Source organism: Enterococcus sp. 4G2_DIV0659 (assembly GCF_002140715.2).
In the GTDB taxonomy this organism is placed as follows: Bacteria; Bacillota; Bacilli; order Lactobacillales; family Enterococcaceae; genus Enterococcus_L; species Enterococcus_L mansonii.
The window spans coordinates 443,031-461,928 of sequence record NZ_NGLE02000001.1 but is presented as its reverse complement, the minus strand read 5'-3'; the positions used below and the strand labels follow the sequence as shown (position 1 = coordinate 461,928).

Genomic DNA, 18,898 nt, shown 5'->3' with positions numbered 1-18,898 from the left:
AGGAACTTGGATGGAGATTCACAGAGGTTTAGATGGTGTTGTTGTTTCTGAAACGAAAATCAGCTCAATCGTAGAAAACCAACTGCTGTTTGCAGGGTATAATATCGATGACTTAGTAGCTGAAAATGTTCCATTTGAAGAGGTAATTTATTTATTATGGTATCTAAAAATACCAACAAGCCGAGAATTATATAAATTTAAAAAAGAGTTAGCTGCACAAATGCCTATATCAGATACTCTTGTAACATGTTTAAAAATTCAAACACGTCAAAATCTTCATCCGATGAGTGTTCTACGCTCAACAATTTCTCTTTTAGGAGTTTTTGATCCGAATGCTGAAGCAACAGATGAAAGATCAACGTACAAACAAAGTATTTCTTTGCAGGCCAAAATGCCAACAATTGTGGCAGCATATGCTCGGTTACGAAAAGGACTAGATCCGATTACTCCAAAAAGTGATTTGTCAATCGCAGCGAATTTTCTGTATATGTTGACTGGAACAGAAGCGGATGAGGTTCAAATTGCCGCAATGAATCAAGCGTTGATTTTACATGCTGATCATGATTTAAATGCAAGTACTTTTACTGCAAGGGTTTGCGCTTCTACCTTGTCCGATGTTTACTCATGCATTACTGGAGCTATTGGTTCTTTAAAAGGGCCGCTTCATGGTGGGGCAAATGAGCGTGTATTCGATATGTTAATGGAAATAGATTCAGGAAATATAGGCGTGGAAGACTATTTAAATAAAAAGCTTGATCGGAAAGAAAAAGTTATGGGGTTCGGTCATCGTGTTTACAAGACAGAGGATCCTAGAAAGAAACATTTAAAACAATTAGCAAAAGAACTAACCGCATTGACGCAAAAAGAGCAATGGTATTTTTTGTCTTGTCAAGTTGAGCGTTATTTAAAAAAGACAAAAGGTTTAATTCCGAATGTCGATTTTTATTCAGCAACTGTTTACCATTGCCTGGATATTGACAGTGATTTGTTTACATTGATTTTTGCTATGAGTAGGGTTTCTGGTTGGTTAGGGCATATCCATGAACAGAAAAAAGAAGATTGCTTGATTCGACCTCGCTCTCATTATATTGGACCCAAGCAGTTACGCTATAACGCATTAAGCTCAGGAGGAATGGAAGCATGATAAATGGGGAAAAGGTTACATTAGATAACGGAAAACTAAACGTTCCTGAATATCCAATAATTCCGTTCATCGAAGGAGACGGAATTGGACCTGAAATTTGGTCGGCTGCTAAAAAAGTCTTTGATACAGCGGTAAAACAAGTTTATGGTGATACTCGAAAAGTCATCTGGCAAGAAGTTTTGGCTGGGGAAAAGGCATTTAATCAAACGGGAAATTGGCTACCAGATGAAACCCTAGAGAGTATTAAAAGCCATCTTGTTGCGATCAAAGGACCTTTGACAACACCTATTGGCGGAGGCTTTCGTTCTTTAAATGTTGCACTAAGACAAGAACTGGATTTGTACATTTGTTATCGTCCCGTTCGTTACTTTAAAGGTGTGCCTTCGCCATTAAAGCATCCAGAAGCTACGGATATGATGATTTTCAGAGAAAACACTGAAGATATTTATGCTGGGATTGAATTTCCAGCAGGAAGTTTGGAAGCAGAAAAATTAATTGACTATTTAAAAAAGGAATTTGGTGTAGACAACATTCGTTTTCCAGAATCATCCGCTATCGGAATAAAACCTGTTTCTAAAGAAGGAACAGAGCGTCTGGTTAGAGGAGCTATTGAGCACGCATTAGAAAATAAACGCCAATCAGTGACCCTTGTTCATAAAGGCAATATCATGAAGTATACAGAAGGTGGTTTCAAAAACTGGGGCTATGCTTTAGCGGAAAGAGAATTTAAAAACCAAGTATTTACTTGGGAAAACTATGCGCAAATTAAGAAAGAGGAAGGGCAAGAACAAGCGGATAAGCGTTTAGATGAAGCAAAAAAAGCAGGTAAGTTAGTTGTCAAAGATCGAATTGCGGATATATTTTTGCAAGACATTTTACTTCATCCAGAAAAGTATGATGTTATTGCAACGCTAAATTTAAATGGGGATTATATCTCAGATGCTTTAGCTGCTCAAGTGGGTGGAATCGGGATTGCTCCAGGTGCAAATTTAAATTTAGAAACAGGGCATGGGATTTTTGAAGCGACTCATGGAACAGCGCCGGAATTTGCTGGATTGGATCAATTGAATCCATCGTCACTATTATTATCTGGTGTGTTGATGTTTGAGTTTTTAGGCTGGAAAGAAGTCGGTCAGATAATTACAAAGAGCATTGAGGAGGCGATAAGAAATAAGACCGTAACGAAAGACTTTGCAGATCAAATGGAAGGGGCAACGCTGTTAAGTTGCTCTGGATTTGGTGAAGAGTTAATACGGTTAATAAACAAGAAAGAATAATTTTGAATTGATTGGAATTGGGAGATGGACTTACGGGGTTCACTCTTATTTCTAATCATTTTTTACATAAAAAAACCTGACGAATAATCGTCAGGTTTTGAATTTACTAAAGTTAAGTTAATTACGCTTTGTTAACGTTAGTAGCTTGAGGACCACGTTGGCCTTCTTCAACGTCGAAAGTCACTGCTTGACCTTCTTCTAAAGTTTTGAATCCGTCGCCTTGGATAGCTGAGAAATGTACGAATACATCGTTACCGTTTTCTGCAGTGATAAATCCAAAACCTTTGTCTGAGTTAAACCATTTTACTGTACCTGTTTCCATAATAAAAATCCTCCTTGTGATAAACACATATTTTGCAATTACTTGAAAGGTGAAAATGTGGAAGATGTTTATTTGAAACAGCTACACATATATTACCGACCAAAAACTACTCTTTTATAATATCATATTCCTATTCATTTGACTAGTGATATCTCTCCTAAAAAATAAAAATTTGTTAAGAAATAAAGAGTTATTGTCAAAAAAAGGTTATTTCTGTTATAGTATAGAAGTATTAAGCGTTAGATATGAAAGTACTGACAGAGTTATGTCGTTGAAATCTATTCCGAAGGCGCAGTCTTGGAACTGCATAGATTTGAAAGTAGGAAGGGTTCAGATTGTTTAGATGAGAATAGTTTTGTCTATACTAATAGATAGTTTTACATGGTTTATAGCTAAAAAAATATTTAATTCACTTAATTAAAGAGCCGCTCAACTAAGATAGTTGAACGGCTCTTGTCCATTTTAGTTGTCTAATAGCGTAAAACAGCTAATAATGTTTTTTCATCAGGAGAAGCGCTATGATCTAATACGAAAACTTTTCCACCAGTTCTTAAAACACTATTAGTTACTTTATTTAAGACTTTTCTTCGGTCAAATTCTTCATTGGACATTTCTGTTGCTTCATTGACAAAGTTTGCGGTAGAAATAAATAAGTGTGAGATCCGACCTTCATCAGATGCAGGAACAATGTCGACTAATTGATCAACAAATTTTTTATCTAGTAATTGATTGTAAGCATTGGTTTCGATCGCTTCTAGCTCTTTGTTGATTTTTTGAACACCTTTTTCAATTTCTTTAATAGAAGCTTGAGCTGGCGATAGTGAGACAGAGGCTGTTGTATCTAGGTAAGGATTCTTAGCTATTTTTTTAAATAACGTTTGATTTTCTGGTAAAGCATATAATCGAATAGGTAGTTTATCATCATTGACGAATTCCTCTTTTAGATAATTGTCGACAGCTTGATAGTAATTGGTCCAATCGATTTTTACTTCTTCATCTTTTGTGTTCACTCCATGATAAGCAACACCTTCTTTTGAAGAGCCAGCACTTCCTTGAGTGGAGTAATTAATACTACCACCAGTTAATTCATCTCCTAGAGCGGTAACTAAATCTATTGGTGCATCTTCTGGAAGAGAAACAGGGGTTACTTTGTTCCCATCAACGAGATAAAGCTGGATGGAATCTCTATTTAAAGCCATTAAATAATAACGATAGTTAAATTGATTGTTTTTTATGATACCTAAAAGATATGGTCGATCGTCCACGTAATATTGATTATCGACTGGAACGTTTAGGCGATGGATAAAAATATCCTTTTCACTAATAATAACGGAGACACTTTTCGTTGCATTTCTCCAAAAAGAGGCATCGGCAAGTAATCCGTCAATCGTCTCTTGAAAGGGTGCCCAAGATAACTGCGTATACTTTTTCTCGAAGCGAACCTTAGCATCTTTAGCAAAATTTTGAAGGCTAAGGAATCTTTTTCGACATCTTGATGAGCGACATGAGTGTTTAAAATAAATGTTACAAACGGACCTTGAACTTCGTCAGAGAATAGAATAGATAAATTGTCTTTTTCATGATTTAACATAATACATTCCTCCTAAGTTTAAAAGTGTAACAGTCGCATGGAACCCGAATAAATGGTTGGAGCAGAAGCAATTCCTTCTCATTTCTTGAAGTTAGTTGCATATGCCCAAAAGCTTGTTGAACCATTTTCTTGATACTACTAAAAGTGTAGCACAGGCGCAAAAATGTTGGAACTAATAAGGGTCGGAAGTATGGAAAGAAAGAGAAATGGGGAAAGTTATTCTATGAGTAATTCCTCATGGTTTTTTTATGTAATCCAAAATGGCTATTCATTTTCATTTTAAGTGGAGATGCTAGTATATCTTCATGCCAATTATCCCGAATTGGTTTTTCATACTTACTCCTACCAAGAGTAAATAACAACCTTCATTTCCACCACATGCGACGGCAAGTGGTGGTTTTTTGTTTAGTAAAATCCAAATGGCAAGAGAGCGATTTGAGAAAATCAAACACGAATCTAAGCTGAATAGAAAATTATTGCAATGGTTTATATAATAGACATGCCGATAAAAAAAAGACTTGAATTTTCAAGTCTTTTTTATGGGTATTAATAAGCTACATTGTAGTTTGTCTTTTTATGCCCAAAAATCAATTTGTTTGGATCGTTACTTTGAGTCAAATTCTCAGAATCTTTAAATGCATGAACAATAGGTTTATAGTTTGCTACTTTAGAATTTGAGCTGCCAAAAGCAATTACTGAAAGATCATTTGTTTTGTTCACAGGTGTTTTTAGCCAACCGCTTAAGAATGTACCGCCAAACGAACTATTAATTGCAAGATTGTATTGGAAGGTTAATTTAAATCCTTTATACTCAGTACCTGAAAATGTTCTATTTTCTAATTCAGTGTAAACAACTTTGGTTGGGTCTAATTCAGTGACCGAAACTAATGGTGCCCATTCAGTGCCATTTCCCATTGTAAAGGAAGCAATTTCCATATCTTTTTGGTAGTAGAAGTAAAATTCTGGTTTGATCCATTCGGCTGTAGGGATGGTTTCAGTTCCTAAGCCGAATTCATCAGGGAAGCCGTAATTTCTAAAGGATGTCTGGAAACCAACGTTTTCTCCGGGAGCAGCGCTTTGCTTATCTGAATACTGTCCGATAAAGGGTCTTGAAAAACCAGCTGGATTAACTAGAACATTAAAATGAGCCAGTGCTGTTTCTTTATCATTCAATGTAGCAATTTTAACATCATCATCTAGCGCTCTAATTGCTCGTGCTGAAAGTTTGAAAGAACCATCAGAATTTACCGGAACAGGATTTCCTTGTCGTTTGTTATTAACGTAAAGTAAGACCTTGGTAACTCCTTCGCCACTAACAGTTCCTTCTACATATTTATCACCTAAAGTGAAATACTTGAGATCCATAACAATTTTGATTGGATTTACAGAAACTTTTACATGTTTAATATCTTTACCATTATAATCATAGCCAATCACTTCTACAAAATCATCTAAGAAGTGAATCGATTCCTTAGCATTTAATGTAAATTGATCGTCAAAATCAACATCTTGGTGATCTACTACGACTCCGTTAACAGCAAGCTCTACATCAGCGATGTCTGGATCTGCAATACCGGTAACAACATCATCTTTCATTAATGTGAATTCATTTGCGATTAAGGTGTAAGCCCCGTCTTGTAATTTTACTTCAGATTCATCCATTACTTCTTTTGATTTAGATAAGCCAACAACTTTGACTTTATCCTCTAAAGAATGAATGCTGTTTTGAATAGGTAATTCAAAGAAAAAGTCATCTCCGACTGGAACATTATCTTGAACCTTTTTTTCAGTAATCAAATTACCGTTAACCCAAAGTTGAACCCAGTAGATTCCTGCGGTTCGATCTACTTTACCGGAAACATATAGATCTTGCTTTTCACCAACATTGACTGCCTCACTTGCGATAGCTTGACCATGATTCTTAAATGTTGTAGCGGTTGCTAAAGTAGTCGCCTCTGCAGTTAAAGCTGTCAAACCTGTAGCGGCAGGAACAGCGATGTTACCAAGACTAAAACAAAGAAACAAACCTAAACCAATTAGCGCTTTCTTTTTCATAATTCTCTCCTTAAAGTTATTTATTCAATACTTATTATACAACATAAATGTCTATAAAGGAATAAAAAAGCTGGAAAAATAATTTCCAGCTTTGCTTTTGACCAAAGTTACGTTCGTGCATATCTTTACAACGCTTCTATAAACCGATTCGTTCTAAATAATCTCGCTTCTAAATTTGTTCCCAGTTCAACTGCAGAATGTTGACCTTTTCCGCTGAATTTATAGCGAATAGCATCGGCATTTGCTTTGGCTGCAACGAAAGAGACACCGAAATTTGCTTGCATTGTTTGGATCAAGCGGATATAAAGTGCGCTTTCTGAGATGCCGAATTGTTGGGAGAGTTGAGATAAATTCCATCCTTTTTTTAAAAAGCGAAACAAAACGACATCAGGAACAAGAATAGCAGATGCACCGATATTTGCTTGGAATTCATGGAGTACTTCATTATAAGAATAATGAAGACTGCGGTCAGTATCTGTAAAAATAGTGTTATCTTCATTCATATGAAACAGATAATGGACAATTTCATGACTAATCGTAAAATTTTTTCTCTTCTCGCTCATTGTTTGATTAAAGCCAATCGTGGTTTCTAAAGAATCTTTAACAATCATACCTGAGATACGATCTCTTGCTACTCCGTCAAATGGAAAACCACGCATTGAAACGCCCTTAGCTTTGACTAAATCCCAAATATATGAGCAGTCATAATTTTCATAACCGATATTATTTGCGACCATTACGGCTGAGATATAATCGTTTATTTTATCTGAAAAACTAAGATATTCATCAATTTGCTCTGTCATCCAATCACGCCTTGTCGTCTTGTTTTAATTCTCGTTCACGGTCGATTTCAGCTCTTCTAAAGCGAAGAAACCGATCGACTTCATCTTTTAATTCATCAACTTCATTTTCAGATAGACCTTCAGTGTTCATTCGAAACATAATTTGAGATGAAAGGTTCTCTTCTTGAGCATCGCTTCCAATAGAAGCAATGGTTGATCGTCCAAGCAAATAGTCCGTAGAGACATCGAAATAGTCAGCTACTTTTTGGATATTCTCTATTTTAGGAGAGGAATTATCCCAACGGCGAATTTGTCCATTTGAGATGCCCACACTGCGCTCGATTTCAGCAAATGTCACTTTTTTATTATCAGCCAACTCTTTAATTCTGTGCGTTAAACTCATGTTTTTCAACCTTTCATAAGCTTAAATTTAAAAAACTTTAGCTTTTAAGCTATTTTTTAATTGACAATTAGCATGTAAGCTATTATAATGTTCTTACAAGCTAATTTATCAGTATATAGTTAGTCAAAGCCTTTCTGACAGTTACTTTCTAAAGAAAGTGGCGGAAATAGAATAGTGCTTATTTAACTATACTTATATAATAGCGTAAATGCTAATTTTAGTCAATGATTTTACTTAATAGTAGCTAATTTATTAAACAGCGTAAGGAGTGAAGTGAGAGAACAGGAATTATTGGAAGAGTCGTAGCAAGTTACAGATAAGTAAGTTTTTTGATGAAAGAATCATTAATAACTGAGTGAGGGTTTAAAGAATGAGCAGAGAAGGACATAAAGAGCAGACAGACTAAATGTTGCATGTCTTAACGAATAAAGAGGAGAGTAGATAGATGATGTTATTATTTCCCGAAATTGACAAAAAGCAAACGAAAAAAAAGGTTCACGAGCTATTAAATAATTATCGGTCTTTGGTGAGGATTGCTGGAGAAAACCATTCTCCAAAAGTAACTGCTACTTATAAGTTGGAAATGGAAAGTCTGGAAAAACAAACAACGTCAAAGATTGAGTATGTCATTGATCGAAAAAAATTAGCAGAAGTTGAATTAGTAAAAATTGTAACTGCTATGAATCAATTAGATTCATACGACAGACAATTATTGCATGACAAATATATGGATCGAAATGTTACGACAAACATAGCTATTTATATGAAGCATCATATGAGTGAGAGTAAGTTTTATCGTGAGTTGGAAAAAGCCATGATTCGATTTGCCGAATCTTACGAAAGTGGACAACTACTGATAGAAAAATGAAAAAAATTTGGGAGAGATTTGACAAATTTTCCGGCAATTATCGTACTAAACTATAGGTATCCGATCATTAAAAAATGTGTTCATTACTAAACGAAAAAGACAGCTGATTTTAATGATCGGAAAAAATGATACAGAGAGGGAGAAAATCGAGTGATTTTCATTCTAACAACAATTAATTCAGTATAAATAATAAAAAAGGTGGTAATTATGAAGATGTTTGAGTATTTAGATCGTTTCTTAGTCGACGCAGATCATAAAGCAATTTATGTATTAACATTGATTTGTGTGGCAATGATTATTGATTTTTTAAGTGGCAGTTTAGCCGCTAAACTCAATCCGGCAATTGAGTTTAAAAGTAAAGTAGGGATTAACGGCATATTGCGTAAAATAGCTAGTATGGTTTTGTTGATGTTTTTTATTCCATTAGCACCACTTATCCCAGGGGGGACAGGAGTTGGTCTACTTTATGTTTTATATGTAGGTTATCTTTTGATGGAATTAAAGTCTATTCTTGAAAACTACCAAAAGATGGGCCTTGGCACAGAATTGTTTGAGGAGTTTATCAAAAGTATAAAGAATGGAAAAGGGGAGTAGACATGGCAATGAGTGAATCTGTTATTACTTGGTTTTCTCAGCGAAAAGGAAAAGTTACTTATTCCATGAATGCTCGCAATGGTCCATCTAGTTATGATTGTAGTTCGGCGCTATTTTATGCGTTAATTGCCGCAGGATATTTACCAACACAAACAGCGATCGGCAATACAGATAGCTTGTATCGTTTAGAAGGCACGTTGTTGCTGCCAATTAGTCGAGCGCAAGTGCAACGAGGAGATATTTTTGTTGCTGGGTATAAAAATGGTAGTGCAGGAGCTGGCGGACACACAGGAGTTTTTGTTAGTCCAGATAGGATCATTCATTGTAATTATACTTCTAACGGCATTTCAGAAACACAAGCTTCTGGCAGAATGGGAGATGCTAGCGGACTTCCGGTGTATTTTTATCGTTTAAAAGAATCTACGCAAGCAAATCATAAAATGATTTCACTGAAAAGTGCTGTTAGCGGCTATTTTACTGCAGAAGATGCACTAAAAAATAAACAGGTGAAAACAACGGTAAAACCAGGTACTTATTATATTTTTAATACCGTGAAAAATGCTGTCAATGTAACGAGTCAAGAAGGGACTCCAGGTACTTGGATTTTAGCTCCTACCTCAGATGGATCAGCAAAATTTAATGTGGGGCAAACAGTAAATTTAGTAAAAAAAGCAACTCATTATCAGACAGGTCAAAAAATTCCAGAGTGGGTTAAAAATAAAAAATATACAGTTACCCAACATAAATCAGTGAATCAGTCGCTATCAAAACATGCGTACTTATTAAAAGAAATTATGAGTTGGGTATTAGAACAAGATCTAAGTTAGCAAAATAAAGCTTAGTAGCATAAAACAATACTTTTGTTTTACGCTACTAAGCTTTTTATGGTCAAGTCAGCCGATGGAGTTTCACTTTTAAATTAGCTTATTGTTTCTTTTTTGCTAAACGGAATAATGTCAATAGCAAAGCAGTTAAACAGAGAATGAAAGAACCTAAAAAAGTAATTCTCATCCCAAAAATAAATACATCTGGACGAGTGCTAATGTAAGTTGTCACTCGTTGTCCATAGGCAGAGCTCATGGCTTTGTATAAAATTGTTGTAGCTAAAGCAATTCCTAAAACCATCCCTAAATTTCGAGCAAAAGAATTCATACTGCCAGCAACACCTAAATCTTCTTTGGCAACACTACTCATGACAGTTGTATTATTTGATGATTGAAAAAGAGCATTGCCTAAACCCATAATTCCTGTTGCCAAAATATAGTACCAAAGTGGGGTTCCTTGGTTTAAAAACATATACATCAATGCCGTAATCGACAACAACAATAATCCTGTAACCGTTAATAATGTAGTGCCAATTTTATCTATTAAATACCCGCTAATAGGAGAGCCGATCACCATTAACAATGGGAAAACCATCATCAATAAACCTGCACTACTTGCAGAAATACCTCTAGCGTTCTGCAAATAAAATGGAATCATAACATTGACGAAAAAGTTAGAAGAAAAGATCAAAACAGCTGTAATTAAGCTTATCGTAAAAAGGTTATTTTTGAAAATCGCAAAAGTAATCAAGGGCTCAGAAACGTTTTTTTCAATTCGGATAAAAACAATCAATGAAATCACTGCTGCAACAAATAATATTAATGATAGAGATGCAGTAAATCCGATTTCTTGTCCGATAAAAATAGCACCAAAAAAAGTCATTATAAAGAGGGCAAACAAACTAAAACCAACCATATCCACCTTTTTGCCACTTTTAATGATATCTTTAGGCAAAAATTTTTCACCAATAAAAATAGTCAGAAGTCCAACTGGTACATTGATCCAAAAAATATAAGGCCAGGAAAAATGAGAAAGAATTATTCCGCCGATGCCTGGCCCTGCAATAGAACCAAGTGAAACAAAGGCACCAAGGGAACCTAATGCTCGCCCACGTTCATTCAAAGGAAAAACTTCTGTAATAATCCCAGCATTCGTCGCCATAGTCATGCTAGAACCAATGCCTTGAATAATTCGAGCAAACAAAAGAAATTTTAGAGAGGGATTAAACCCACATAATAGTGACCCGATCGTAAAGATAATGGTTCCAATTCGATAACTATTGATCTTGCCAAAGCTATCTCCAATTTTTCCAAAAAGCAATAAACAGGCACAGATGACCATTAAGTAAATGGATACAATCCACACTGCTTGATTCATAGGTACGTTCATATCGGTCGAAATAGTCGGTAAAGCAATATTGACAATACTTGCATCTAACGTTGACATAAATGTAAACATAGCGGCTGAAATTAAAATCCACCAGCGATTTTTTTGCACGATAGGATTATCTTGAAAGTTGTTAAATGAATCCATCTATCCATCTCCTTAACATATGTAAACAAGTTCGCTACTATCATACTTCTTTTTGATAAAAAAGTCAGATAGGACTTATAGAAAGTCTTGAATTTCTTTTTTATTTCTAATTAAAAAATCCAATGCTTTGCGAAAAAATTTCATTTATTTTTCACCTCTGTTATAATAATAAAAAATTAACTGTACTAAAATTTACTTTTTTTTGTTATACTTTTACTAATTAGAATCAACTAATATAGAAGTTATGACTGTCATAGTACTTAGTTCATTGTGCAGTAAAACAGTGAAGAGTTTAATGAGAAGTGAGCCCTATCGCAAGTTGATAGACAAACACCATAGAATAAGTAAGTAGATGCATAAATACATAGCGTTTTAGGAGGAAATTATGGCTACAAAACACGATCAAATTTTAAAATATATAGAAGGATTGCCTATTGGGGATCGAATTTCTGTTCGTAGCATTGCGAAAAATCTTGGTGTTAGTGAAGGAACGGCTTACCGAGCAATCAAAGAAGCTGAAAACATTGGTTTAGTATCAACCATTCAACGGGTTGGAACAATTCGTATCGAGCGTAAATTGAAAAAGCATATTGAGAAACTAACGTTTGGAGAAGTTGTTCGGATTATTGAAGGAGATGTTTTAGGCGGCTCAGCAGGTCTTGATAAAGTGTTGAATAAATTTGTGATCGGTGCCATGACTGAAAAAGCAATGACTCGTTATATAACGCCAGGTTCACTAATGATTGTAGGAAATCGTCAAGGCGTTCAAAAGTTGGCGCTAGAAAATGGTGCCGCAGTACTGATTACAGGAGGATTTGATACAGAATCTGAAATCGCAGAACTGGCGGATGAATTAGAGATGCCTGTATTAAGAACAACTTATGACACGTTTACAGTTGCGACGATGATTAATCGTGCCTTGAGCGATCAATTGATAAAAAAAGATATTATGTTGGTTAGCGATATTTATACTTCATTGGAAAAAACTAATTATTTGTATTCTACAAATACCATAGCCGATTATCAACAGCTATCGGATAAGACCCAACATTCTCGTTTTCCAGTGGTTAATAAGAGTTTACGTCTTGTTGGAATAATCACGGCTAAAGATGTTTTAGGTAAAGCTGAGTCCTTAACCATGGAAAAAGTAATGACTAAAGATCCGATTGTTGCAAAAAAAATGATGAGTGTGGCTAGTGTCAGTCACCAAATGATTTGGGATGGTTTAGAAGTGATGCCAGTGGTGGAAGATGACTTGTCTTTAGTTGGATTTGTTTCTAGGCAAGATGTGATGAAAGCAATGCAGTTAGTTCAGAGACAACCGCAAATTGCAGATACCATTTCTGATCAGATTTCTGGTGAGGTAATGCCGATTGATGAAGGGAATAAGGCAGCGGAAGCACAATTTAAGTTTTCGGTTGCGCCTCAAATGGTCAATAGTGTAGGGACGATTTCTTTTGGCGTATTAAGCGAAATTATTGCAAATGTGACTCAACGGACGATGATTACAAATCAACGAAGAAATGTCTTGATTGAGCAAATGAGTCTGCATTACTTAAGGCTTATCCAATTAGAAAGTGAATTAGATATTCGACCAAGAATTTTAGAAATTGGCAGACGCTCTGCCAAACTTGATATTGAAGTGTATATAGAAAATGCTATTGTTGCCAAAGCAATTGTTGTTTGCCAAGTAATGGAGCGAACGTAGGAGGAAGTAACCATGAATGTTTTAAAAGAAATTTTAGCTATGATCAAAAACTATGACACAATTATTATCCATCGTCACCAAAGACCAGATCCAGATGCTATCGGTTCTCAGGTTGGTCTGGCAGAAATCTTGAGAGAAAGCTTTCCTAAAAAGCAAATTTTTCAAGCAGGAGGACCAGTCGAAGGATTAGAATTTCTAGCTGAGATGGACACTGTTGCAGATGAGTGCTATAAAGGAGCGTTAGTGATCGTAACAGATACGGCGAATGCGCCGAGAATTAGTGATGAGCGCTACTCTTTAGGCGATAAATTAATCAAAATGGATCACCATCCAAATGATGATCCATACGGTGATTTGGTCTGGGTCAATCCGAAAGCAAGTAGTTGTAGTGAGATAATTGCTGATTTTTATCATGAAAATCAAACAGAATTAGTGATGAATAATAAAGCTGCGAGACTTTTATATGCAGGGATTGTTGGAGATACTGGCCGATTTTTGTATCCATCAACGACCCCTCATACCTTAAATGTAGCAGCTGAATTAATGACCTATGATTTTAATACAGCTGAGCTGAATCGTGAGTTAGAACAAATTCCGATGTCTGTTGCAAAACTAGCAGGATATGTGTATCAAAATATTGACGTAGATGAAAATGGGGCAGCCAAAGTCACATTACCTCAATCATTAATGGATGAATATGGAATTGTAGACTCAGAAACAGCAGCAATCGTTTCCTTACCTGGTGTAATTGATGAAGTAGTAGCATGGGCAATTTTTGTGGAGCAGCCTGAAGGGTATTACCGTGTACGTCTTCGCTCAAAAGGACCAATCATTAATGAATTAGCCAAACAACATCATGGTGGTGGGCATCCATTAGCTAGTGGTGCTAACGCAAAAGACGACAAAGAAGTTGCTGTGATCTATCAAAAAATCCAACAATTGTGTAAACAATACAAAAAATAGGGAATGAAAGCATTTACATTTTCAATAAAGTCCGTTATACTAAAAATAGTTGAATAGTGGATAGTGATTGTTTTAATACAAGCTAAACCTAATTGTGCCAAGTAATTCTATTTGGTATAGTTGGGTTTTTTCTTTTTTTAAAACACAAAAAAGGAGTGTCTGTTCATTGTTTAACCCAAAAAAGAAATAGAACGAAGGAGAGAAAGTTATGAAATTGAAAAAAATTTTTGTTGGTGTAGCGTTGTTGTCAATGGTATTAGCCGGTTGTAGTAATGGAACGGCTAAGGAAGAGAAAAAAGCAGATACAAAGGAGAAAGAAAATACGGAAGTTGTCATTTATCTTGCTCGTCATGGGAAAACAATGTTAAACACTGTTGATCGATCTCAAGGATGGATTGATGCACCGCTAACTCCAGCAGGTGTTGAAGTGGCTGAGCATTTAGGTAAAGGGTTGTCAGATGTTACATTTGATAAAGTTGTTACCAGTGACAGTGGTCGAGCGATTGAAACAGCTGAATTAGTATTAAAAAATAACGGACAAGAAAAAATGATTAAAGAAATGACAAAAGACAAACGTCTTAGAGAATATAATTTTGGCACATATGAAGGTTTGATGAATGAAGAAATGTTAACAGCTGTTGCCAAAGAACAAGGCAAGACTTTTGAAGAATATAATGAATGGATGAAAGAAGTTGGGTTTTATAAAGGAATTATCAGCTTTGCGGATGTGTTATCTGAGTTAGATAAGAAAAATGTTGAAGAAGGTGTAAACTGGCCGGCAGAAGATAGTAAAACGATTGTTGCTCGCTTAACTGCTGGACTAGATGATCTTGTTAAAGATGCTGAAAAAGAAGGGGCAAAGAACGTTTTAGTTGTTTCTCATGGCATGAGTATTATTACGCTATTAGGTGAATTGGATGCAAATGCAGACTTACCAGATGGCGGGTTGAAAAATGCTAGCGTATCAAAAGTAACGTATAAAGATGGTAAATATACAGTAGATAGCGTCAATGATCTTTCTTATGTAGAAAAAGGAAAAGAAAGCAAATAAATGATTTTTCCAAACATTCACGATTAAATGGGTCTTTCCTTTCAAGTAGAAGTACGATAGAATGAATTGACAATAGTTTAAAGGAGAATGTAAATGGAAAATCTACCAAGTTGCCCAGAATGTGGCTCAACATACACTTATGAGGATCGCGGCATGATTATTTGTCCAGAATGTGGACACGAATGGTCACCAGAAGCAGCAGCAGAAGATACAACGGCTGTTATCAAAGATTCAAATGGAAATGTTTTGGCTGATGGGGATAACGTAACGGTTATCAAAGATTTAAAAGTCAAAGGTGCTAGTGGTGCGATCAAACAAGGAACGAAAGTTAAAGGTATTCGTTTAGTTGTGGATGCTGCTGATGGACATAATATTGATTGTAAGGTTGAAGGATTTGGTCCGATGAAACTTAAATCTGAGTTTGTGAAGAAAAATTAAAGGATAAATATTCAAGCTGTTTATCATTATCGAGTGTTAGGGATTCATCTCTAGCACTTGTTTTTTTATTTGAACCAATCAGGAAGATTCCCCTATAAACTTACTTTGTTTTATGTTACAATGAATTCGTAAAGAGGACATGAGCTAACATATCCTCTTCGACAGAGCCGTTTAAGACGATAACTAGATTAGATTATTTTTTTAGAATAACCGTTGCCCTGCTAAAGCTGACGGTTATTTTTTGTCTTTAAGCAATTCCACAATCAGTTTGATTAAAGCGATGGTAAACATACCAAAGCTTAAAATCAGCTGAATTGTTTCCAATGCGGACAAAAGGCATTCTCCTCTCTAAAGATTTCAGCACTTACATTCATAAGCACCACCACCTTTCAGAAGTAGCCACCGTCATAACTTCTCTGTTCTTTTATTGTATCATAATAAACAGTAAGAACGCATGTTTATTTCGTTCTTTTTGTCAGTATTTTTTTATATAGAAATCGACTGTTTCTCAGTAAGGACACAAATCTGCTTATCTAAAATTTGCAGCATGTTTTCCATTTCCTTAAAATAGCTGTGATAAATTTTCCCATAAGCATAATATTCACGAATGATTTTCTTTTTGTTCACAGGTATATTTTGGTCACTGAAAAAATCATTCAATAATAACAACGGTTTTTCCCAAGAATGCAGTCTTTCTAAGACCTCTTTTAAATCTAAAATATCCTGATAAGGAATTGCTTTAATACATTTAACTGGTTTTTCCATAAAAAATCTTCCTTTCTTTCGTTTAAAATAATGTGTGAAATGATACAAAAAAAACGATACAAGCAGTGTACAACTACCAATATCGTTTCCAATGCGAGAGAAGTTTAGCTAAACGACCGAAAAATAACAATCATGTCTAGAAATTCAGACAAAAATTCGGTACAATAAAGAAGCTAGAACTTCGGAACTAGCAATGGGCAACTTGTATAGATAGTGTGTGCTGTCTATGCAGGGCTTTATCACTCGGTTGGCGCCGATTGATAAAGTGCCTATTTTTTTCTGTTTTATGCTTGTACAACGTGTAAACGATTCACCTCCCGTGTAAAAGTAGCAGAATAGAAAAAAACGATATCAGTTTCCACCAATACCGTTGACAATAGTCCAACAAATAAACCTGTCTTTTGTATCTAAAAAGAAGTCAGATACAACAAAACAAGCGAGTTTGTTTCTCGCACTATTGGCAAGTTGTTCCGGCAGTGTGTGCTGTCATTACAATGTTCTTTTTCATTGGATTGGCGGTCCATTGAAAAAGTGCCAATGATTATTTAATTATCATTTAAACTAGGAGAAGTTTCCTTCGTTTCATTTCTATTCTACGATTTAAGTATACCGAATTGAATACGCCAGCTCAACGGGAACAGAAGAAATTTTTTGAACTTTATTTTCGTGGGAAAATGCAAATAATGCGTAATAAATAAAGACTGTTTAAATGTTAGGAAATTTTCGTAGATTTCAGCTTTCTTAGTGTCCAAACAGCAGAAGATACCTCCAAGAATCGCTATTTTTTATCACTAAAAACGATGGAAGGAAGACCAGTCTTCTCGCCATCGTTTTATGTGTTTAATGAGAATCTTCCCGAAAAGATTGCACTCTTTTCACTCCGCGCCAAAGATTGAGAACAGCTAACACACCACCTAAAATCAGTGGAATCCACAATAATTCTGGTGAGTAACTTAGCTTATTTAGTTGCTCGATAGAATGACTAACCTCTAAAGTCCATAAGCCTTGCAAAACCTGAAAGCTAAACGCCATCATAAAGGCTGCAATCAATAAAAGAACAAATCCGATGTAATGCAGTTTGCTTTTGTTTCGGATAATAGCAAATACGACATATAAAAAAAGTAAAAAAACAGGGACTCCAAAAGCAAAATATGGATTTAACATAAAAAGACCTCCGTATGGAAAAATTGGTTGTCTAGAGCTGTAAAACAACTGTTGTGTAGCTCCATGAATCAATCATACTGCAACTTTTTCAATTTGCAAAATATATTTTTTGTTAAAGCTCTAGTTATTAAAAATGACAAAAATTTTGTTTTCTACTACACTAAATAAGAAGGAGTGTGGTTAGATGTCAGCATATGCTGCACCAATCAAAACAGCAATAATCGTTTTTCCTTTTTTAGCATTTGCGATTTCATTTGTACTTGTTATTCGTGAATACCGGAAATACGGAACCTTTTTATTCACAAGAGCACTGATAGTGTATTCATTTGTATTCTATTTACTATGTGCTTATTTTTTAGTTATTTTACCATTACCACCGAAAGCTGAGGTTGCGCAATACACCAGTCAATATTTAGAATTGCGTCCCTTTTACTTTGTCAGTCGTTTTTTACAAGACACTGTGTTGAATATACATGATCCAAGCACGTTTGTTCCTGCGTTAAGGCAAGGAGTTGTGTTGGAACCTGTATTCAATATTTTGTTGTTAGTCCCTTTTGGGGTGTATCTACGTTATTATTACAAATGTTCATTTAAAAAAGTGGTTTTGGCTAGTTTTCTTTTGTCTCTGTTTTTTGAATTAACACAGTTGAGTGGGCTGTATTTTATTTATCCGAGACCGTATCGATTAGCAGATGTAAATGACTTAATTAATAATACTTTTGGGGGAATTGTAGGGTATACGATAACGCCGATGTTGACCTTTTTATTTCCGACTAGAGATGAATTGGATGAGGCGGCTTATAAAAAAGGTCAGTCAGTCAGCTTATTCAGGCGCTTTGTTGCTTTTTTAATCGATTGGTTTGTGATTTCGATCGTTCAAACAATAGTGCTATTTCTTCTGAATGCAATTCCAGCGTACAAACAATGGTTTGCGGGATCTTCTGGACTTGAAGAGCGTTTCTGTTTTTTCATTATGGTCGTTGTTGTTTTTATGTTCCTGCCAAAACTTACCAATGGAGAAACGCTTGGGAAAAAAATTGTTCGTATTCGAGTAGTTGAAGAAGGTCGGGGAAAAATCCGATTTAGAGCCTTGGTTATTCGCTATGGCTATTTGTATGTTGTTTATGGACTAATTAGTTTATATATGACCAGTTCTGCCGATTTGCTAAATTCTAACAATCGTATGTTACAGCTGGTAAGTTTTATGTTGTTTTTATTCTGTTCTTTGTTATTGCTACTATTTTGTATCAATATCCTGTATGTATTAATCAGAAAGAATCGTCGTTTATTTTATGAAAAAGCAAGTCGCACATATACAATCAGCACGATAAAAGAGAAGAAAAATGAAGAAAATCAATAAGGATTTGCGGTTTTTATGGTATAATGCATGAGGACTTACACAACAAGTTTGAAAG

General features: G+C 35.3%; 18 protein-coding genes and 1 pseudogene. 10 read left to right on the top strand and 9 right to left on the bottom strand.

Annotation, left to right across the window (positions count from 1 at the left end; genetic code table 11):
* The first annotated feature begins 10 nt into the window (after positions 1–10).
* Together A5880_RS02160 and icd are read left to right on the top strand one after the other, a co-directional pair.
* Complete coding sequence (locus A5880_RS02160) at positions 11–1,144, top strand: citrate synthase (RefSeq protein WP_086331570.1); 1,134 nt, start codon at positions 11–13, stop codon at positions 1,142–1,144.
* Positions 1,141–2,421: an NADP-dependent isocitrate dehydrogenase gene (gene icd / locus A5880_RS02155; RefSeq protein ID WP_086331569.1), complete on the top strand. Its 1,281-nt coding sequence runs from the start codon at positions 1,141–1,143 to the stop codon at positions 2,419–2,421. The genes A5880_RS02160 and icd overlap by 4 nt, the downstream gene beginning before the upstream one ends.
* Positions 2,422–2,542: 121 nt before the next feature.
* Here icd and A5880_RS02150 read toward each other — a convergent pair whose 3' ends face one another.
* From A5880_RS02150 to A5880_RS02130, 5 genes and pseudogenes are all read right to left on the bottom strand, one after another.
* Positions 2,543–2,743, bottom strand: coding sequence for a cold-shock protein (locus A5880_RS02150; RefSeq protein ID WP_010760878.1), 201 nt, complete (start codon positions 2,741–2,743; stop codon positions 2,543–2,545).
* A 470-nt stretch (positions 2,744–3,213) separates the two neighbouring features.
* A pseudogene (locus A5880_RS02145) lies at positions 3,214–4,334 on the bottom strand (baeRF6 domain-containing protein).
* Positions 4,335–4,880: 546 nt separating this feature from the next.
* Positions 4,881–6,389 carry an immunoglobulin-like domain-containing protein gene (locus tag A5880_RS02140; RefSeq protein WP_086331567.1) on the bottom strand — a complete coding sequence of 503 codons (1,509 nt, stop codon included), beginning with the start codon at positions 6,387–6,389 and terminating at the stop codon, positions 4,881–4,883.
* 125 nt (positions 6,390–6,514) lie between these two features.
* Positions 6,515–7,192, bottom strand: coding sequence for an ImmA/IrrE family metallo-endopeptidase (locus tag A5880_RS02135; RefSeq protein WP_086331566.1), 678 nt, complete (start codon positions 7,190–7,192; stop codon positions 6,515–6,517).
* Positions 7,193–7,196: 4 nt separating this feature from the next.
* Positions 7,197–7,574 carry a helix-turn-helix domain-containing protein gene (locus A5880_RS02130; RefSeq protein WP_086331565.1) on the bottom strand — a complete coding sequence of 126 codons (378 nt, stop codon included), beginning with the start codon at positions 7,572–7,574 and terminating at the stop codon, positions 7,197–7,199.
* A 445-nt stretch (positions 7,575–8,019) separates the two neighbouring features.
* Here A5880_RS02130 and A5880_RS02125 point away from each other — a divergent pair, with 445 nt between their 5' ends.
* The 3 genes from A5880_RS02125 to A5880_RS02115 all read left to right on the top strand — a co-directional run bounded on the left by A5880_RS02125 (position 8,020) and on the right by A5880_RS02115 (position 9,863).
* Positions 8,020–8,442 (top strand): ArpU family phage packaging/lysis transcriptional regulator, encoded by a 423-nt coding sequence (locus tag A5880_RS02125; protein ID WP_256924844.1) that lies wholly within the window; start codon positions 8,020–8,022, stop codon positions 8,440–8,442.
* Between the two features lie 213 nt (positions 8,443–8,655).
* On the top strand, positions 8,656–9,036 hold the full coding sequence (locus A5880_RS02120; RefSeq protein WP_086331974.1) for a phage holin family protein: 381 nt from the start codon (positions 8,656–8,658) through the stop codon (positions 9,034–9,036).
* A 2-nt stretch (positions 9,037–9,038) separates the two neighbouring features.
* Complete coding sequence (locus A5880_RS02115; protein ID WP_086331564.1) at positions 9,039–9,863, top strand: peptidoglycan amidohydrolase family protein; 825 nt, start codon at positions 9,039–9,041, stop codon at positions 9,861–9,863.
* Between the two features lie 97 nt (positions 9,864–9,960).
* Here A5880_RS02115 and A5880_RS02110 read toward each other — a convergent pair whose 3' ends face one another.
* Positions 9,961–11,394 (bottom strand): MFS transporter, encoded by a 1,434-nt coding sequence (locus A5880_RS02110; RefSeq protein WP_086331563.1) that lies wholly within the window; start codon positions 11,392–11,394, stop codon positions 9,961–9,963.
* A 385-nt stretch (positions 11,395–11,779) separates the two neighbouring features.
* On the opposite strand from A5880_RS02110, the gene A5880_RS02105 reads away from it, so the two are divergent.
* The 4 genes from A5880_RS02105 (at position 11,780) to A5880_RS02090 (ending at position 15,554) form a co-directional block, all read left to right on the top strand.
* Positions 11,780–13,102: a DRTGG domain-containing protein gene (locus A5880_RS02105; protein WP_086331562.1), complete on the top strand. Its 1,323-nt coding sequence runs from the start codon at positions 11,780–11,782 to the stop codon at positions 13,100–13,102.
* 12 nt (positions 13,103–13,114) lie between these two features.
* Positions 13,115–14,065 carry a DHH family phosphoesterase gene (locus tag A5880_RS02100; RefSeq protein ID WP_086331561.1) on the top strand — a complete coding sequence of 317 codons (951 nt, stop codon included), beginning with the start codon at positions 13,115–13,117 and terminating at the stop codon, positions 14,063–14,065.
* A gap of 208 nt (positions 14,066–14,273) precedes the next feature.
* A complete protein-coding gene (locus A5880_RS02095; protein WP_086331560.1) occupies positions 14,274–15,116 on the top strand; it encodes a histidine phosphatase family protein in 843 nt (280 codons plus the stop codon).
* A gap of 93 nt (positions 15,117–15,209) precedes the next feature.
* A complete protein-coding gene (locus tag A5880_RS02090; protein ID WP_086331559.1) occupies positions 15,210–15,554 on the top strand; it encodes a zinc ribbon domain-containing protein YjdM in 345 nt (114 codons plus the stop codon).
* A 234-nt stretch (positions 15,555–15,788) separates the two neighbouring features.
* Here A5880_RS02090 and A5880_RS02085 read toward each other — a convergent pair whose 3' ends face one another.
* The 3 genes from A5880_RS02085 to A5880_RS02075 all read right to left on the bottom strand — a co-directional run bounded on the left by A5880_RS02085 (position 15,789) and on the right by A5880_RS02075 (position 17,483).
* Complete coding sequence (locus A5880_RS02085; RefSeq protein WP_143353668.1) at positions 15,789–15,887, bottom strand: putative holin-like toxin; 99 nt, start codon at positions 15,885–15,887, stop codon at positions 15,789–15,791.
* 153 nt (positions 15,888–16,040) lie between these two features.
* Positions 16,041–16,319, bottom strand: coding sequence for a hypothetical protein (locus A5880_RS02080; protein WP_086331558.1), 279 nt, complete (start codon positions 16,317–16,319; stop codon positions 16,041–16,043).
* A gap of 840 nt (positions 16,320–17,159) precedes the next feature.
* Entirely contained in the window at positions 17,160–17,483 is a 324-nt protein-coding gene (locus tag A5880_RS02075) for a hypothetical protein (protein ID WP_086331557.1), read from the bottom strand.
* Between the two features lie 184 nt (positions 17,484–17,667).
* Between A5880_RS02075 and A5880_RS02070 the strand changes: the two genes are divergently transcribed.
* The gene (locus tag A5880_RS02070) at positions 17,668–18,843 is read left to right on the top strand and encodes a VanZ family protein (protein ID WP_086331556.1); all 1,176 of its coding nucleotides are present in this window, start codon (positions 17,668–17,670) and stop codon (positions 18,841–18,843) included.
* Positions 18,844–18,898: the final 55 nt, after the last annotated feature.

Bases quoted from the DNA above. Each gene is read 5' to 3' on its own strand.
- A5880_RS02160 (WP_086331570.1), top strand. From the start codon at position 11: ATGGAGATTCACAGAGGTTTAGATGGTGTTGTTGTTTCTGAAACGAAA.
- icd (WP_086331569.1), top strand. From the start codon at position 1,141: ATGATAAATGGGGAAAAGGTTACATTAGATAACGGAAAACTAAACGTT.
- A5880_RS02150 (WP_010760878.1), bottom strand. From the start codon at position 2,743: ATGGAAACAGGTACAGTAAAATGGTTTAACTCAGACAAAGGTTTTGGA.
- A5880_RS02140 (WP_086331567.1), bottom strand. From the start codon at position 6,389: ATGAAAAAGAAAGCGCTAATTGGTTTAGGTTTGTTTCTTTGTTTTAGT.
- A5880_RS02135 (WP_086331566.1), bottom strand. From the start codon at position 7,192: ATGACAGAGCAAATTGATGAATATCTTAGTTTTTCAGATAAAATAAAC.
- A5880_RS02130 (WP_086331565.1), bottom strand. From the start codon at position 7,574: ATGAGTTTAACGCACAGAATTAAAGAGTTGGCTGATAATAAAAAAGTG.
- A5880_RS02125 (WP_256924844.1), top strand. From the start codon at position 8,020: ATGATGTTATTATTTCCCGAAATTGACAAAAAGCAAACGAAAAAAAAG.
- A5880_RS02120 (WP_086331974.1), top strand. From the start codon at position 8,656: ATGTTTGAGTATTTAGATCGTTTCTTAGTCGACGCAGATCATAAAGCA.
- A5880_RS02115 (WP_086331564.1), top strand. From the start codon at position 9,039: ATGGCAATGAGTGAATCTGTTATTACTTGGTTTTCTCAGCGAAAAGGA.
- A5880_RS02110 (WP_086331563.1), bottom strand. From the start codon at position 11,394: ATGGATTCATTTAACAACTTTCAAGATAATCCTATCGTGCAAAAAAAT.
- A5880_RS02105 (WP_086331562.1), top strand. From the start codon at position 11,780: ATGGCTACAAAACACGATCAAATTTTAAAATATATAGAAGGATTGCCT.
- A5880_RS02100 (WP_086331561.1), top strand. From the start codon at position 13,115: ATGAATGTTTTAAAAGAAATTTTAGCTATGATCAAAAACTATGACACA.
- A5880_RS02095 (WP_086331560.1), top strand. From the start codon at position 14,274: ATGAAATTGAAAAAAATTTTTGTTGGTGTAGCGTTGTTGTCAATGGTA.
- A5880_RS02090 (WP_086331559.1), top strand. From the start codon at position 15,210: ATGGAAAATCTACCAAGTTGCCCAGAATGTGGCTCAACATACACTTAT.
- A5880_RS02080 (WP_086331558.1), bottom strand. From the start codon at position 16,319: ATGGAAAAACCAGTTAAATGTATTAAAGCAATTCCTTATCAGGATATT.
- A5880_RS02075 (WP_086331557.1), bottom strand. From the start codon at position 17,483: ATGTTAAATCCATATTTTGCTTTTGGAGTCCCTGTTTTTTTACTTTTT.
- A5880_RS02070 (WP_086331556.1), top strand. From the start codon at position 17,668: ATGTCAGCATATGCTGCACCAATCAAAACAGCAATAATCGTTTTTCCT.